This is a genomic window from Mycolicibacter nonchromogenicus (genome assembly GCF_002101775.1).
GTDB lineage: Bacteria > Actinomycetota > Actinomycetes > Mycobacteriales > Mycobacteriaceae > Mycobacterium > Mycobacterium nonchromogenicum.
The window spans coordinates 1-16,534 of sequence record NZ_LQPI01000047.1 but is presented as its reverse complement, the minus strand read 5'-3'; the positions used below and the strand labels follow the sequence as shown (position 1 = coordinate 16,534).

Here is a 16,534-nt window from a genome sequence, read left to right as displayed (position 1 = left end):
GCCGGCTTTCCCGGCGGGCGTCGATGACGACGCGACGTTAACCAGGGCAGGGGAGATACATAACGTGACGATCCACGAACACGACCGGGTTTCCGCGGACGGTGCAGGCTCGGGGCGATACCCCAGTGCCTCGTCCGCTCTGGTGGATCGGTTGACGGGCGGCGAGCCGTACGCGGTGGCCTTCGGTGGACAGGGCAGCGCCTGGCTGGAGTCACTCGAGGAGCTGGTGTCATCAGCCGGCATCGAGACGGAGCTGGCCACGCTGGCCGGTGAGGCTGCACTGCTGCTCGAGCCCGTCGCCAAGGAACTCGTCGTCGTCCGGCCCATCGGTTTCGAGCCGTTGCAATGGGTGCGGGCCCTGGCGGCCGAGGACCCGATCCCGTCGGAGAAGCAGCTGACGTCTGCGGCCGTGTCGGTGCCGGGCGTGCTGCTGACTCAGATCGCCGCAATGCGGGCGCTCGAGCGTCAAGGCCTGGACCTGGCGGCCACGCCGCCGGTCGCCGCGGCCGGGCACTCCCAGGGCATCCTGGCCGTCGAGTCGCTCAAGGCCGGTGGTGCCAACGACGTGCAGCTGCTGGCGATCGCCCAGCTGGTGGGCGCCGCCGGAACGCTGGTGGCCCGTCGTCGCGGCATAGCGGTCCTGGGCGATCGTCCGCCCATGGTGTCGGTCACCAACGTCGACCCGGAGCGCATCCGGCAACTGCTGGACGAGTTCTCCCAGGACGTGCGCACGGTGCTTCCGCCGGTGCTGTCCATCCGCAACGGTCGCCGCGCCGTGGTGATCACCGGCACCCCCGAGCAGCTGTCCCGATTCGAGCTGTACTGCGAACAGATCGCCGAGAAGGAGGCCGCCGAGCGCAAGAACAAGCTGCGCGGCGGCGCGGTCTTCGCTCCGGTCTTCGAACCGGTTCAGGTCGAGGTCGGCTTCCACTCGCCGCGGTTGTCCGACGGCAGCGAGATCGTCGCGAAGTGGGCCGCCCAGATCGGTTTTGACGCCGACGGAGTTGCGTTAACCCGCCAGCTGGCCGACGCCATCCTGGTCCGCGAGGTCGACTGGGTCGACGAGGTCACCACGCTGCACGAGGCGGGTGCCCGCTGGATTCTGGACCTGGGACCCGGCGACATCCTGACCCGGCTGACCGCACCGGTGATCCGCGGCCTGGGAATCGGCATCGTGCCGGTGGCCACCCGCGGTGGGCAGCGCAACCTGTTCACCATCGGCGCCGTCCCCGAGGTTGCCCGGCCCTGGACGAGCTACGCCCCGTCGGTGGTCACGCTGCCCGACGGCCGGGTCAAGCTCGACACCAAGTTCACCCGGCTGACGGGACGCTCACCGATCCTGCTGGCCGGCATGACCCCGACCACCGTCGACGCCAAGATCGTCGCCGCGGCCGCCAACGCCGGGCACTGGTCCGAGCTGGCCGGTGGCGGTCAGGTCACCGAGGAAATCTTCAACGACCGGGTCGCCGAGCTCACGACGCTGCTGGAGCCGGGACGTACCGTCCAGTTCAACTCGCTGTTCCTGGACCCCTACCTGTGGAAGTTGCAGGTCGGCGGGAAGCGGTTGGTGCAGAAGGCCCGTCAGTCCGGTGCGCCGTTCGACGGGCTGGTGATCAGTGCCGGCATCCCCGAGCTGGAGGAGGCCGTCGAGCTCATCGCCGAGCTCAACGAGTCCGGCATCAGCCACGTGGTGTTCAAGCCCGGCACCGTTGAGCAGATTCGGTCGGTGATCCGGATCGCAGCCGAGGTACCGACCACCCCGGTGATCGTGCATGTCGAGGGTGGCCGCGCCGGTGGGCACCACTCCTGGGAAGACCTCGACGACCTTCTGCTGGCGACATACTCCGAGCTGCGCTCGCAGCCCAACATCACGCTCTGCGTCGGCGGTGGGATCGGCACCCCCGAGCAGGCCGCCGAATATCTGTCCGGCCGGTGGTCGCAGCAGCACGGCTTCCCGCTGATGCCCGTGGACGGCATCCTGGTCGGTACCGCGGCGATGGCCACCCTGGAGGCCACCACGTCGCCGGCGGTCAAGCAGATGCTGGTCGACACTGTGGGCACCGACCAGTGGATCGGTGCCGGAAAAGCGCAGGGCGGCATGGCTTCTTCGCGCAGCCAGCTCGGTGCCGACATCCACGAGATCGACAACGTCGCCTCGCGGTGCGGCCGGCTGCTCGACGAAGTCGCCGGTGACGGCGAGGCTGTGGCAGCGCGGCGCGACGAGATCATCGCCGCGCTGGCCCTAACCGCCAAGCCCTACTTCGGCGATGTCACCGACATGACATACGCGCAATGGCTGCGCCGCTATGTGGAACTGGCCATCGGCGAGGGCGACTCGACCGCAGACACCGCCTCGCCGGACAGTCCGTGGCTGGCCGACACCTGGCGGGAGCGGTTCGCTTCGATGCTGCAGCGCGCCGAGGCGCGACTCAACGAGCTCGAGTCCGGACCGATCGAGACGCTGTTCCCCGATTCGGAAGCCGCGATCCTGGAGCGTCCGGACGAGGCGATCGCGGCGCTGCTGGCTCGCTACCCGGAGGCCGAGACAGTTCGCCTGCACCCGGCCGACGCACCGTTCTTCACCCAGCTCTGCAAGACGCCCGGTAAGCCGGTCAACTTCGTGCCCGTGATCGACAAGGACGTCCGCCGTTGGTGGCGCAGCGACTCGCTGTGGCAGGCGCACGACGCCCGCTACACCGCCGAGCAGGTCTGCATCATTCCGGGCATCGCCGCCGTGGCCGGCATCACCCGGGTCGACGAGCCGGTCGGCGAGCTGCTGGACCGTTTCGAACAGGCGGCCGTCGACCAGGTGCTGGCCACCGGCGTGGAACCCAGCCCGGTCAGCGCGCGCCGCCGGGGCCGCACCGATGTCACCGGCCCGCTGGCCGTGCTGCTCGACGCCCCCGACGTGTTGTGGGCCGGTCGCACCGCGACCAACCCGGTGCACCGCATCGCCGCTCCCGAAGAGTGGCAGGTGCACGAGAACCGCACCGCCACCCACCCGTCGACCGGCGCCCGCCTGGAAGTCGCCTCGGAGGACAACGTGGTGCTGAGCGTGCCGCTGTCCGGGGTGTGGATCAACATTCGCTTCACCGTGCCGGCAGCCGTCGCCGACGGCGCCGCCCCGCTGGTGTCCACCGACGACGCCGCAGCCGCGATGCGCGCGGTGCTGGCGATCGCCGCCGGTGTCGACGGCCCCGAAGCCCTGCCGCCGGTGCACGACGGCACGGCCACCGTCACCGTGCAGTGGAACCCCGAGCAGGTCGCCGACCACACCGGAGTGACCGCCACGTTCGGTGCGCCGTTGGCGCCCGGGCTGTCCACCGTGCCCGACGCTCTGGTCGGCCGGTGCTGGCCGGCGGTTTTCGCCGCCATCGGCTCGGCCACCACCGACACCGGGTTCCCGGTTGTCGAGGGTCTGCTGTCGCTGGTGCACTTAGACCACGCGGCGCAGCTGCTCGCCGCGTTGCCGGCGCAACCGGCCGAATTGACCGTCACCGCAACGGCTTCGGCGGCCACCGACACCGAGGTCGGCCGCGTTGTCCCGGTGTCGGTCACGGTGGCGGCGGCCGACGGCACCGTGCTGGCCACCCTTGAGGAGCGCTTCGCGATCCGCGGGCGCACAGGCGCCGCGGAACTGACCGACCCGGTTCGGGCCGGCGGCGCGGTCTCCGACAACGCCACCGACACCCCGCGCCGTCGCCGGCGTGACGTCACCGTGACTGCGCCGGTGGACATGCGACCGTTCGCCGCCGTCTCCGGTGACTACAACCCGATCCACACCGACCGGGCCGCCGCCCTGCTGGCCGGCCTGGAATCGCCCATCGTGCACGGCATGTGGCTTTCGGCCGCGGCCCAGCATGTGGTGACCGCCACCGACGGCCAGGCCCGCCCGCCGGCGCGATTGCTGGGCTGGACCGCGCGCTTCCTGGGCATGGTCAAGCCCGGCGACGACGTCGACTTCCGCGTGGACCGGGTCGGAATCGACCTGGGCGCAGAAGTTTTGGAGATCAGCGCCCGGATCGGCTCTGACCTGGTGATGTCGGCGACCGCCCGGCTGGCCGCCCCTAAGACCGTCTATGCGTTCCCGGGCCAGGGAATTCAGCACAAGGGCATGGGCATGGAGGTCCGTGCCCGGTCCAAGGCAGCTCGCAAGGTGTGGGACTCCGCGGACAAGTTCACCCGCGAAACCCTGGGCTTCTCGGTGCTGCACGTGGTGCGTGACAACCCGACCAGCCTGATCGCCTCCGGCGTGCACTACCAGCACCCCGACGGCGTGCTGTACCTGACGCAGTTCACCCAGGTGGCGATGGCCACCGTGGCGGCCGCGCAGGTCGCCGAGATGCGCGAGCAGGGCGCGTTCGTCGAGGGCGCGATCGCCTGCGGTCACTCGGTGGGTGAGTACACCGCACTGGCCTGCGTCAGCGGTGTCTACGAGCTCGAAGCCCTGCTGGAGGTGGTGTTCCATCGCGGCTCGAAGATGCACGACATCGTGCCGCGAGACGCCCTGGGACGGTCCAACTACCGGCTGGCCGCCATCCGGCCGTCGCAGATCGACCTCGACGACGCCGACGTCACCACGTTCGTCGCCGAGATCGCCGAGCGCACCGGGGAATTCCTGCAGATCGTCAACTTCAACCTGCGCGGCTCGCAGTACGCGATCGCCGGCACGGTAGCCGGTCTGGAGGCGTTGGAGGCCGAGGTCGAGCGCCGCCGCGAGATCACCGGCGGCAAGCGCTCGTTCATCCTGGTGCCCGGCATCGACGTGCCGTTCCACTCAGAGGTGCTGCGGATCGGCGTCGATGACTTCCGGCGTTCGCTGGAGCGGGTCATGCCGCGCGATCAGGACCCGGCCCTGATTGTCGGGCGCTACATCCCGAACCTGGTGCCCAAGCCGTTCACCCTGGACCGGGAGTTCATCCAGGAGATTCGCGATCTGGTGCCGGCCGAGCCGCTCGATGAGGTCCTGGCCGACTACGACACCTGGCGTAACGAAAAGCCCGCCGAGTTGTGCCGCAAGATCGTCATCGAGCTGCTGGCCTGGCAGTTCGCCAGCCCGGTGCGCTGGATCGAGACCCAGGACCTGCTGTTCATCGAGGAGGCCGCCGGCGGCCTGGGTGTGGAGCGGTTCGTCGAGATCGGGGTGAAGACCGCCCCGACGGTCGCCGGACTGGCCACCAACACGCTCAAGTTGCCCGAGTACGCCCACAGCACCGTGGAGGTGCTCAACTGCGAGCGCGACGCCGCGGTGCTGTTCGCCACCGACACCGACCCCGAGCCGGAGCCGGAGGAGGACGAGGCTCCGGTCGAGGCATCCGCGGAGGACGCCCCGGCCGAGGCGGCCGCCCCGGCGCCCGCCGCGCCCGCCGCTCCGTCGGGTGGTCCCCGCCCCGACGACATCGCGTTCGACGCCGCCGACGCCACCTGCGCGCTGATCGCACTGAGCGCCAAGATGCGCATCGACCAGATCGAGGCGCTGGACTCCATCGAGTCCATCACCGACGGTGCGTCCTCGCGGCGGAACCAACTGCTGGTCGACCTGGGTTCGGAGCTGAACCTGGGCGCCATCGACGGGGCCGCCGAAGCGGACCTGGCCGGGCTGAAGTCGCAGGTGACCAAGCTGGCCCGTACCTACAAGCCCTACGGCCCGGTGTTGACCGATGCGATCAACGACCAGCTCCGCACCGTCCTGGGGCCCTCGGGTAAGCGGCCTGGTGCCATCGCCGAACGGGTGAAGAAGACCTGGGAACTCGGTGATGGCTGGGCCAAGCACGTCACCGTCGAGGTGGCGCTGGGGACCCGCGAGGGCACCAGTGTCCGGGGCGGCGCCCTGGGCGGCTTGCACGAGGGCGCACTGGCCGACGCCGCGGCCGTCGACAAGGTCATCGATGCCGCCGTGCAGGCCGTCGCGGCACGACGCGGTGTCGCAGTCAGTCTGCCGTCGGCAGGCGGCGGCGGCGGTGCGACGGTGGATGCCGCCGCGCTGGGCGAGTTCACCGCCCAGATCACCGGCCGCGACGGTGTGCTCGCCTCTGCCGCCCGGCTGGTGCTGGGTCAACTCGGCTTCGATGACGCCGTGAGTGCCCCGGCGGGAGCCACCGACAGCGAGCTGATCGACCTGGTGACTGCCGAATTGGGTTCGGACTGGCCGCGTCTGGTGGCGCCGTCGTTCGACGGCCGTAAAGCGGTGCTGTTCGACGACCGGTGGGCCAGTGCCCGCGAGGACCTGGTCAAGCTGTGGCTGCTCGACGAGGGTGACATCGACGCCGACTGGCAGCGCCTCGCGGAGCGTTTCGAGGGTGCCGGTCACGTGGTCGCCACCCAGGCGTCCTGGTGGCAGGCCCGATCGCTGGCATCGGGCCGGCAGATCCACGCCTCGCTGTACGCCCGGATCGCCGCCGGTGCGGAGAACCCGGGACGGGGCCGCTACAGCGACGAGGTGGCCGTGGTGACCGGTGCCTCCAAGGGCTCGATCGCCGCCTCGGTGGTGGGACAGCTGCTCGACGGCGGTGCGACCGTCATCGCCACCACGTCGCGACTCGACGATGAGCGGCTGAGCTTCTACCGCAACCTTTACCGGGACCACGCTCGGTTCGGTGCTGCGCTGTGGGTGGTGCCCGCCAACATGGCGTCCTACTCCGACATCGACGCACTGGTCGAGTGGGTCGGCACCGAGCAGACCGAAAGCCTGGGGCCGCAGTCGATTCACCTCAAGGACGCCCAGACCCCGACGCTGCTGTTCCCGTTCGCGGCGCCGCGGGTCACCGGTGACCTGTCGGAGGCCGGTGCGCGCGCCGAGATGGAGATGAAGGTCCTGCTGTGGGCGGTCCAGCGTCTCATCGGCGGCCTGTCGAAGATCGGCGCCGAGCGCGACATCGCCTCCCGGCTGCACGTGGTGCTGCCCGGCTCGCCCAACCGCGGCATGTTCGGCGGTGACGGTGCCTACGGCGAGGCCAAGGCGTCGCTGGACGCTTTGGTGGCGCGCTGGAAGGCCGAGTCTTCGTGGGCTTCTCGGGTCAGCCTGGCCCACGCCCTGATCGGCTGGACTCGTGGCACCGGCCTGATGGGCCACAACGACGTCATCGTCGACGCGGTCGAGGAAGCGGGTGTCACCACCTACTCCACCGAGCAGATGGCGGCCATGCTGCTGGAGCTGTGCAGCGTCGAGTCCAAGGTGGCCGCGGCCAACGCCCCGATCGAGGCTGACCTGACCGGTGGTCTGGCCGAGGCGAACCTGGACATGGCCGAGCTGGCCGCCCGGGCTCGTGAGGAGATGACGAGCGAGGCGGCAGCCGAGGACGATGCCGAGTTGGGCAATACCATTGCGGCACTGCCGAGCCCGCCGCGCGGCCACACTGCGGCGCCCGCCCCTGAGTGGGCCGACATCGACGTCGACCTGGCCGACCTGGTGGTGATCGTCGGTGGCGCCGAACTGGGCCCGCTGGGCTCGTCGCGCACCCGCTTCGAGATGGAGGTCGCCGGCGAGTTGTCGGCCGCCGGGGTGCTCGAGCTGGCGTGGACCACCGGCCTGGTCAAGTGGGAGGACGACCCGACCCCCGGCTGGTATGACACCGCGACCGGTGAGCTGGTCGACGAAGCGGAGCTGGTGGAGCGCTACCACGACGCGGTGGTGGAGCGAGTGGGCATTCGCGAATTCGTCGACGACGGCGCGATCGACCCCGACCACGCCTCACCGCTGCTGGTCAGTGTGTTCCTGGACAAGGACTTCTCGTTCGTGGTCTCCAGCGAGGCCGACGCACGCGCATTCGTGGAATTCGACCCCGAGCACACCGTGGTCCGCCCGGTGCCGGACTCCTCCGACTGGCAGGTGATCCGCAAGGCCGGCACCGAAATTCGGGTGCCGCGCAAGAGCAAGCTGTCGCGCACCGTGGGCGCTCAGATCCCGACCGGTTTCGACCCGACGGTGTGGGGGATCAGCCAGGACATGGCCACCTCCATCGACCGGGTGGCGCTGTGGAACATCATCGCGACCGTCGATGCGTTCCTGTCGGCGGGCTTCACCCCGACCGAGCTGATGCGCTGGGTGCACCCGTCGCTGGTGGCCAGCACTCAGGGCACCGGCATGGGCGGCATGACCTCGATGCAGACCATGTACCACGGCAACCTGCTCGGACGGGCCAAGCCGAACGACATCCTGCAGGAAGTTCTGCCCAACGTCGTTGCCGCGCACGTGGTCCAGAGCTACGTCGGGTCCTACGGCGCGATGATCCACCCGGTGGCCGCCTGTGCCACCGCGGCGGTCTCGGTTGAAGAGGGCGTCGACAAGATCCGACTGGGCAAGGCGGAGCTGGTGGTCACCGGCGGGTACGACGACCTGACCCTGGAGGCCATCATCGGCTTCGGTGACATGGCGGCCACCGCCGACACCGAGATGATGCGCGCCAAGGGAATCAGCGACTCGAAGTTCTCCCGCGCCAACGACCGGCGCCGGCTGGGCTTCGTCGAGGCGCAGGGCGGTGGCACCATTCTGCTGGCCCGCGGCGACCTGGCCGCCAAGATGGGCCTGCCGGTCCTGGCGGTGGTGGCTTACGCGCAGAGCTTCGCCGACGGCGTGCACACCTCGATCCCGGCTCCGGGCCTGGGCGCCCTGGGCGCGGGCCGGGGCGGTAAGGACTCGATGCTGGCTCGTTCACTGGCCAAGCTGGGCGTGGGCGCCGACGACATCGCGGTCGTTTCCAAGCACGACACCTCGACGTTGGCCAACGACCCCAACGAGACCGAGCTGCACGAGCGGCTGGCCGACTCGCTGGGCCGCTCCCCGGGTGCGCCGCTGTTCGTGATCAGCCAGAAGAGCCTGACCGGGCACGCCAAGGGCGGCGCGGCGGTCTTCCAGTTGATGGGCCTGTGCCAGGCGCTGCGCGACGGGGTCATCCCGCCCAACCGCAGCCTGGACTGTGTCGACGACGAGCTGGCCACCGCCGGGCACCTGGTATGGGTGCGCGAGACGCTGGAGCTGGGGGAGAAGTTCCCGCTCAAGGCCGGTTTGGTCACCAGCCTCGGCTTCGGTCACGTGTCCGGCCTGGTCGCCCTGGTGCACCCGGCGGCGTTCCTGGCGGCGCTGGACCCGGCTCAGCGTGCGGCGTACGAGGAGCAGGCGAACGCCCGGGTGCTGGCCGGTCAGCGTCGCCTGGCCTCGGCGATCGCCGGCGGCAAGCCGATGTACGAGCGGCCCGCCGACCGGCGGTTCGACCACGACACCTCGGAGAAGCGTCAAGAGTCGGCCATGCTGCTCAACCCGGCGGCACGGCTCGGCGACGGCGACGTCTACATCGGCTGAGCGCCTGCGGTCTGTAGGTTTGGACGCGTGAGCATCGTGGGTGTCGGGATCGACCTGGTGTCGATTCCCGACTTCGCCGAGCAGGTCGACCAACCCGGGACGGTATTCGCCGAGACGTTCACCCCCGGGGAGCGTCGCGACGCCTCCGACAAGAGTTCGTCGGCGGCGCGGCACCTGGCCGCCCGCTGGGCGGCCAAGGAGGCGGTGATCAAGGCGTGGTCGGGGTCGCGGTTCGCGCAGAAACCGGTGTTGCCGGAAGCGATTCACCGCGACATCGAGGTGGTCACCGACATGTGGGGGCGCCCCAAGGTGCGGCTTTCCGGTGAGATTGCGCAGCATCTGGCCGAGGTGACGATCCACGTGTCGCTGACCCATGAGGCCGACACCGCCGCAGCCGTCGCCATCCTGGAGATCACTTGACGCCGAGCAGACACCAAAGCCCCCAAAATGGCGCGTCAGAGGGGGCCCTCGCGTCTGCTCGCGACGGGGAAGTGATCCAGCGAGTCCGCGACATCCTGCCCTCGGTGCGGGCTGACCTCGAGGACCTGGTGCGCATCGAGTCGGTATGGGCCGACCCGGCACGACGCGGCGAAGTGCACCGCAGCGCCCAGCGGGTTGCAGACCTGCTGAGCCAGGCCGGATTCCCGCAGGTGCAGATCGTCGCCGAGGGCGGTGCCCCGGCAGTCATCGCGCACTATCCGCCACCGCCGGGTGCTCCGACCGTGCTGCTGTATGCCCACCACGACGTTCAGCCCGAAGGCGACGTGGGCCAGTGGGATTCACCGCCGTTTGAGCCCACCGAGCGCGACGGGCGTCTCTACGGTCGCGGCACCGCCGACGACAAAGCTGGCATCGCAACACATCTGGCAGCATTCCGGGCTCACGGTGGCCGTCCGCCGGTCGGTGTGACGGTCTTCGTCGAAGGCGAGGAGGAATCCGGGTCGCCGTCGCTGGGCGCACTGCTTGCCGCGCACCGCGAAGCGCTGAGCGCTGACGTGATCGTGATCGCCGACTCCGACAACTGGAGCACCGACATCCCCTCACTGACGGTGTCGCTGCGGGGGCTGGCCGACTGCGTGGTGGAAGTCGCGACGCTGGACCACGGTCTGCACTCGGGGTTGTGGGGCGGGGTGGTGCCCGACGCACTGACCGTCCTGGTGCGGCTGCTGGCCAGCCTGCACGATGACGAGGGCAACGTCGCGGTCGCCGGCCTTCACGAAGGCACCGCGGCCCCGGTCGATTACCCGCCCGAACGGGTACGCGCCGACACCGGGCTGCTGGACGGGGTGGCCGAGATCGGCTCCGGTTCGGTGCCACAGCGGATGTGGGCCAAACCGGCGATCACGGTCATCGGAATCGACACCACAAGTATTGCGGCATCGTCGAACACGCTGATTCCGCGGGCGCGCGCCAAGGTCAGCATGCGGGTGGCCCCCGGCGGTGACGCCGCCGCCCACCTGGAGGCGCTCGCCACCCACCTGCAGCAGCATGCGCCCTGGGGAGCGCACGTGACCGTCACGCCGGGCGACGTCGGGCAGCCCTACGCCATCGACGCCACCGGCCCGGTCTACGACGCCGCCCGAGCCGCCTTCGTTCAGGCCTGGGGCGTCGAGCCCATCGACATGGGGATGGGGGGATCCATCCCGTTCATCGCCGAGTTCGCCGCCGCCTACCCGCAGGCGACCATCTTGGTCACCGGCGTGGAGGATCCCGGCACCCAGGCGCACAGCATCAACGAGAGCCTGCACCTGGGGGTGCTCGAACGCGCCGCAACCGCCGAAGCGCTGCTCCTGGAGAAACTGGGCGATCAGCCCGATCCGTGATCGACCGGCCCACAACGGGCACTTGTGATTGCATGGGGGCATGGCGCTCAGCCCCCGCATGCCCGATCTGCCGGCATTCGAGATGTTGGTGGCGATAGCCAGAACCGGCAGCCTCGGTGCTGCCGGGCGGGAACTGGGACTGACACAGCAGGCGGTCTCGGCACGTCTGTCGGCGATGGAGGCCCAAACCGGTGTGCGACTTGTGATCCGCAGCGCGCGTGGTTCGCAGTTGACGCCTGCGGGGGCGGTCGTGACTGAGTGGGCAGATCAGCTGCTGGAGGTGGCCGGTCACGTCGACGCCGGGCTGGCCTCATTGCGAACCGCCAGCCTCAAGAAGATGAAGGTGGTCGCGAGTCTGACCATCGCCGAACAGCTGATGCCCCGCTGGATCGTTTCGTTGCAGACGGCCGCGACGCGAACCGGCCGCGAGGCGCCGGAGGTCATTCTGACCGCCACCAACAGCGAGCAGGTCATTGCCGCTGTGCGAGGCGGATCGGCGGACCTGGGCTTCATCGAGAGCCCGGGGGCGCTGACCGGCATTCGAAGCCGTGTCGTCGCGCACGACGACCTCGTGGTGATCGTGCCACCGGACCACAAATGGGTGCGTCGCTCCAAAGGCGTGACCGCCGCGGAACTCAGCCAGACCCCGCTGGTTGTGCGGGAACAGGGCTCGGGAACCCGTGACTCGTTGACGTCGGCGTTGCGGGCTGTCCTGGGTCAGGATGTCGAACAGGCGCGTCCGGCACTGGAACTGTCTTCATCGGTCGCCGTGCGCGGTGCGGTACTGGCCGGGGCCGGGCCGGCGGTGATGAGCAGGTTGGCGGTCGCCGACGACCTTGCGGTCGGTCGGCTTCGCAGCGTCGACGTGCCGGAATTGGACCTGCACCGCGATCTCAGGGCGATCTGGACGGGCGGGCGCACGCCGCCGGCCGGTGCGGTCCGAGACCTGTTGAACCACATCGGCGGCGCCGGCCCGTCGCGCTGACGCTAGGTGCCGTACTGCAGCCACAGGGGCAGTGCGCTGTTGAGCCGCTGCATGAACTTGATCAGACCGATCCGGTACTGCCCCGACCCGAAGGAGTCGATCCCGTACTCGGGGAACGCAATCCCCACCCCGAACAGTCCTGGAGCAAGGATCCCGTTCACCGGGTCGTATTCCAGCTCCCCCCACTGCGGGGTCGCGGGGAGCTGCCGGCGAGTGAACCCGACGGTGTAGACCGCGTGGCTACAGGCTTGGAGCTGCTCGGCGAACTCCTTGTCACCGACCCGGCACCGTTCCAGACGCTCCGGGTAGGTCCCGTCGATGTTCTCGCGGGCCCAGGTGGCCGCATTGCCCTTCAGGCCAGTGTCGTCGAACAGAATCTGATCACCCAGGTAGACAGCGTACTTGGTGGGGCTCCGGTAGAAGTTGACGACTTTGCGGACGCGGGTGCTCAGCAGGTTGGGCAGTGCCACCATGGATGAGTGAGATGAGCCGAAGACGGCCACGGTGGCGTCATCCAATGCCAGCTGTGCGAGCTTGTCCGGGTTCAGAGCCACCTCGATGGGGATCTCCTCCAGGTGAGGATGCTGAAGAGTCTTGGGGACCGAACCGACGGCCAGAATCACGTTCTTCGCGTCGATCTCGGTGTCTCGGGTGCTCACCAACCAGCGGCGGTTGCGCAGGGTGAGTTCTGTCGCGACCGCACGAATGGCCGTGACCCGTTGGGCCAGGTGCTGGGAGACCCACACCAGCGGATCGGCGACGAGGCCGAGCGGACAGGTCTGACCGGGGTCGACGTCAGTCAACTCAAAGTGCGGCGCTTCGGAGAAGCGAAAAGACGGTGAACCGTTCAAATAGTCGAGGAACAGCGACACGTGGGTGTTGCCCGGGACCGCGCGCCATTTGGTGCCGAGGTCGCCGGCGGCGAAGTCGGGATCGATCCAGACGATCTCGTTCTCGGCGACGCCGTGGTCGAGCAGTCGCCCCACCGCGGCGATACCTGCGGGTCCTGCTCCGATCACTGCCCAGCTGTAACCAGCCATCTCGCTGCCTTTCGACGGAGTATCGCGTCTCGTTGGTCGTTCGATCGGAATCCCGACCGCCTGCCACAATGCTGCGCCCGCCGACAGTCCTTGACTAGTGGGGTTGTTCTTGTCAGGCCACAAGCTTTGGTTGTGAGCTGTGGTCAGCGCCCATCGGCTGCGGCCTCCAGCGCGGCGATGTCGAGTTTGACCATCGTGAACATGGCCTGTTTAGTCCGTAACACGCGCTCGGGATCTGGATCGGTCATCAACTCGGCCAACCGTTGCGGAACGATCTGCCAGGACAGTCCGTAGCGGTCGGTGAGCCAGCCGCACTGGACTTCCTCGCCGCCGGCGCTCAACGCGTCCCAGTAGTGGTCGATCTCGGCCTGATCGGCGCAGTAGACCTGGAGCGAGATGGCCTGGTCGAACGTGACGTTCGGTCCGCCGTTGATCGCGGAGAACTGGCGCCCGTCGAGCTCGAACAACACCTCGAGCGGGCTGCCGTCGCGCTCGGGATTCTCCGCACCCCAGTAAGAGATGTCGGTGACCTTCGAATTGGAAAAGACCGATACGTAGAACTCGGCGGCTTCCAGCGCCTGAGTGTCGAACCACAAGCTAGTCCGGATGGCTGGCATGTCTGCTCCTTTCCGGTCGGACAGCGAGGTCTGGGTCAGATTGACAGGTCGCGCCGCAGCTTCGCGACATGCCCGGTAGCCCGGACGTTGTACTGGGCCTCGGCGATCTTGCCCTGCTCGTCGACGACGAACGTCGAGCGAATGACGCCCTGCACCGTCTTGCCGTACATCTTCTTCTCGCCGTAGGCACCCCAAGCCGCCAACACCGTCTTGTCGGGGTCGGACAGCAGCGGGAAGGTCAATCCCTCGGCGTCGCGGAACTTGGCCAGTTTGGCGGGCTTGTCGGGGGAGATGCCGACGACGTCGAGGCCCGCGTCGTTGAAGTCGCGCAGATTGTCCCGGAAGTCGCAGGCCTGCTTGGTGCAACCGGGTGTTGAGGCGGCCGGGTAGAAGTAGACGACGGCCCGTCGTCCCCGGTAGTCGGCCAGTGACACGGTGTTACCGTCGGCGTCGGGAAGGCTGAACGCGGGCGCTTCATCGCCGGGTGCCAAGCGTGCGGTGTCGGTCAACAACTGCCCCTTTCTGGTCGCCGGAGCGTGAGGCCGACCCCGGCCTGCTCTAGGGTAGTGCGACAGCGGCAGCATCGGATAGGGAGGACGACAGTGGCGGAACGCGATCCCGACGCGATCAAGAAGGACATCGATCAGGCTCGTGAGCAGCTGGCGTCGACGGTCGATATTCTCGCCGACCGGGCCAACCCCCGTCGGTTGGCCGACCGCGCCAAGGCTCGGGCGGTCGAAATTGTCACCCGGCCCGCGGTGATCGCGTCGCTGGCCGGCGTCGGCGGATTGATTGTCATTCTGACGATTCGCCGGATCCGCAACCGCTGAGGTTGCTCTAGCGCACTGCGGCCTCGGCCGAAAAGTGACAGCGGCTGGGACAGAAGCCCTTACGGGTGTTCCGTCCCAGCCGCTGACTGCGTTCTACAGGGCGCGAAGCCTACAGACCGAAGACTCCCAGCAGAGCGTCGAAGTCGAACAGGTCGACACCGGCGTCGGCGGGCAGGATCTCCACGGCGTTGACCGGCAGATCCGCGGTGCCCACCGTGAGTGCCTCGGCCGCGCGTGCCGGCCAGTCGTCGAAGAGCAGGTCGAAGATGCTGCCCTCGTTGATCAGGCCCACGAACACGTCTTCCGTCTCCGGGACGATGTAGCCGTTGATCACGGTGTTCACCAGGTCCGCCGGGAAGCTCAGCAGTGCGTTGAAGTCGCCGCCGAGGACCTCGGTGATGGTCTCGGTCAGCTGGTAGATGACGCCGATCATCGGCGCCATCGCCGTCTCGCTGAGCGACTTGATGAAGGCCCACGCGTCCAGGGGGCCGATGAATTCGTTGATCAGGCTGGAGAAGTTCTCCGCCTCGCGGGCGGGGATGGACAGCACCGGTGCTAAGGACTTGCCGATGTTCTCAATGCCGTACAGCGTCCAGATGTTGAGTTCGTTGAACGCCTCGAAGGGGTTGCCGTTGGCGAGGGCCTCGCCCATGCGCTCCAGCAGCTCCTCAAGGCCCGGGTACTTCACGTCTTGACCTTCGACGCCGAAGATCATCTTCTCGAGCGCCTCACCGACGCCCGCAAAACCCGAGGTGACGAACCGCGGCGCCATGCCGGGGCGGGCATCCAGGGGAACGTCCTCCATCCCGATGATCAGCTGACCGTAATCGCCCCAGTTACTGGCGACCTGGCCGACCACGTCGAAGACGTTGGCGTTCTCGAACAGAGCCTGGAGGTTCTCCGCCGTCCGCTCGAACACCGAAGACCAGCCGAAGAAGTCATCGAAACCCGCGGTCAGCTGCACGGCTTGGTGCCGCACCTCTTGCAGGTCCGGTGTTACGGGGTGAACAGCCACCAGGCCGGCGCCCGCCAATGCGATTCCGGCTGCCGTCAGCCTGGTTGCGCGACGGGTGCGCTTGGTCGGTTCGGGATGTAGCGCCAGCTCCACGGGGACTCCTTCGAGGTTTGTCTGTGCTGCGCCCTAGAGAAAGGGAGCAGAACGCTGCGAATCTGATAAAAACCTTGATCTGTAGGCAAACCTACCCTAAGTAGGTGCACATCGGTCAAGAGCGGGGTGAAACCGGCGGTTCGGGCGGGTCGGCTGAGGACGCCCGGGCAACTCGCGGATCATTGCCTCCGAGTAGTTGGGCCGCCATTCCGACGGGACCCCCGCCTGCACGAAGTGGAACGTCCGGGCCCGCCGGCGGTTCACCCCTCGATTGCCGCAGCGCTACCGCCGTTCGGCAACGAAGCGCGCGTCGACCGCGGCCGACAACTTGATGTGATTGGGTACCAATTCCACATCTGCACCCCCCGAAGAGCTCGCGCCGGCGGGGGATTCCCGGGTCGGGCGACGATCGGCCTCGAGCATGCCTGCATCGGCGATCGATACGGGACGTACCTGTCCCAGTGCGAGTGCGTCGGCGTAGCGCTGCGCCCGGCTGGTGGCATCCTGCACTGCCCTGACCTGGGCCTTAGCGAATAGCGTCTCGCGGCGGGAGGCGGTTAAAGCCCATTTCACGCCCTCAAGGTCGAAGCCTTCAAGGTTGGCAATGTTCTGCCCCACCCACGCCGACAACGCAGCGAAGTCGCGAAACTTCACCTCCACGCCAACGCGGGCATGGTGGACCAAGGGGAGCAGTAAGCCGTCCCGGTTCCACGGCCGGTCCGACCAGGTGCGCAATTGCTCGGCCGACCACCACGTGTGTTGACGACGGTCGAAAACTAGGCCAGAAGCGACGGTGAAAAGTAGGCCACGTGGTCGTGGTTATTGTGCCGTGT

Annotated in this window: 10 protein-coding genes; 5 read left to right on the top strand and 5 right to left on the bottom strand. The window is 68.4% G+C overall.

Annotated elements, in window-relative coordinates:
* Positions 1–64: 64 nt before the first annotated feature.
* Genes AWC18_RS12670 through AWC18_RS12655 form a run of 4 tightly spaced genes read left to right on the top strand, consistent with a single transcriptional unit; the run spans position 65 to position 12,106 of the window.
* Complete coding sequence (locus AWC18_RS12670; RefSeq protein ID WP_085138958.1) at positions 65–9,298, top strand: type I polyketide synthase; 9,234 nt, start codon at positions 65–67, stop codon at positions 9,296–9,298.
* A gap of 27 nt (positions 9,299–9,325) precedes the next feature.
* Entirely contained in the window at positions 9,326–9,718 is a 393-nt protein-coding gene (gene acpS, locus AWC18_RS12665; RefSeq protein WP_064997785.1) for a holo-ACP synthase AcpS, read from the top strand.
* Positions 9,715–11,121 (top strand): dipeptidase, encoded by a 1,407-nt coding sequence (locus AWC18_RS12660; RefSeq protein ID WP_085138957.1) that lies wholly within the window; start codon positions 9,715–9,717, stop codon positions 11,119–11,121. The genes acpS and AWC18_RS12660 overlap by 4 nt, the downstream gene beginning before the upstream one ends.
* A gap of 40 nt (positions 11,122–11,161) precedes the next feature.
* Positions 11,162–12,106 carry a LysR family transcriptional regulator gene (locus tag AWC18_RS12655; protein ID WP_085138956.1) on the top strand — a complete coding sequence of 315 codons (945 nt, stop codon included), beginning with the start codon at positions 11,162–11,164 and terminating at the stop codon, positions 12,104–12,106.
* A gap of 2 nt (positions 12,107–12,108) precedes the next feature.
* Here AWC18_RS12655 and AWC18_RS12650 read toward each other — a convergent pair whose 3' ends face one another.
* The 3 genes from AWC18_RS12650 to bcp form a co-directional block, all read right to left on the bottom strand.
* A complete protein-coding gene (locus AWC18_RS12650; protein ID WP_085138955.1) occupies positions 12,109–13,146 on the bottom strand; it encodes an FAD/NAD(P)-binding protein in 1,038 nt (345 codons plus the stop codon).
* A gap of 143 nt (positions 13,147–13,289) precedes the next feature.
* A complete protein-coding gene (locus AWC18_RS12645) occupies positions 13,290–13,763 on the bottom strand; it encodes a VOC family protein (protein WP_085138954.1) in 474 nt (157 codons plus the stop codon).
* Positions 13,764–13,798: 35 nt separating this feature from the next.
* Positions 13,799–14,272 (bottom strand): thioredoxin-dependent thiol peroxidase, encoded by a 474-nt coding sequence (gene bcp, locus AWC18_RS12640; protein WP_085138977.1) that lies wholly within the window; start codon positions 14,270–14,272, stop codon positions 13,799–13,801.
* Between the two features lie 93 nt (positions 14,273–14,365).
* On the opposite strand from bcp, the gene AWC18_RS12635 reads away from it, so the two are divergent.
* Positions 14,366–14,593: a DUF3618 domain-containing protein gene (locus AWC18_RS12635; RefSeq protein WP_064997790.1), complete on the top strand. Its 228-nt coding sequence runs from the start codon at positions 14,366–14,368 to the stop codon at positions 14,591–14,593.
* Between the two features lie 109 nt (positions 14,594–14,702).
* On the opposite strand, the gene AWC18_RS12630 is transcribed toward AWC18_RS12635, so the two are convergent.
* Complete coding sequence (locus AWC18_RS12630; protein ID WP_085138953.1) at positions 14,703–15,701, bottom strand: hypothetical protein; 999 nt, start codon at positions 15,699–15,701, stop codon at positions 14,703–14,705.
* 282 nt (positions 15,702–15,983) lie between these two features.
* Entirely contained in the window at positions 15,984–16,436 is a 453-nt protein-coding gene (locus AWC18_RS12625; RefSeq protein WP_085138952.1) for an SIMPL domain-containing protein, read from the bottom strand.
* Positions 16,437–16,534: the final 98 nt, after the last annotated feature.

What these genes read in the sequence shown, in the direction of transcription:
- AWC18_RS12655 (WP_085138956.1), top strand. Translation starts at nt 11,162, where the DNA reads ATGGCGCTCAGCCCCCGCATGCCCGATCTGCCGGCATTCGAGATGTTG.
- AWC18_RS12645 (WP_085138954.1), bottom strand. Translation starts at nt 13,763, where the DNA reads ATGCCAGCCATCCGGACTAGCTTGTGGTTCGACACTCAGGCGCTGGAA.
- AWC18_RS12650 (WP_085138955.1), bottom strand. Translation starts at nt 13,146, where the DNA reads ATGGCTGGTTACAGCTGGGCAGTGATCGGAGCAGGACCCGCAGGTATC.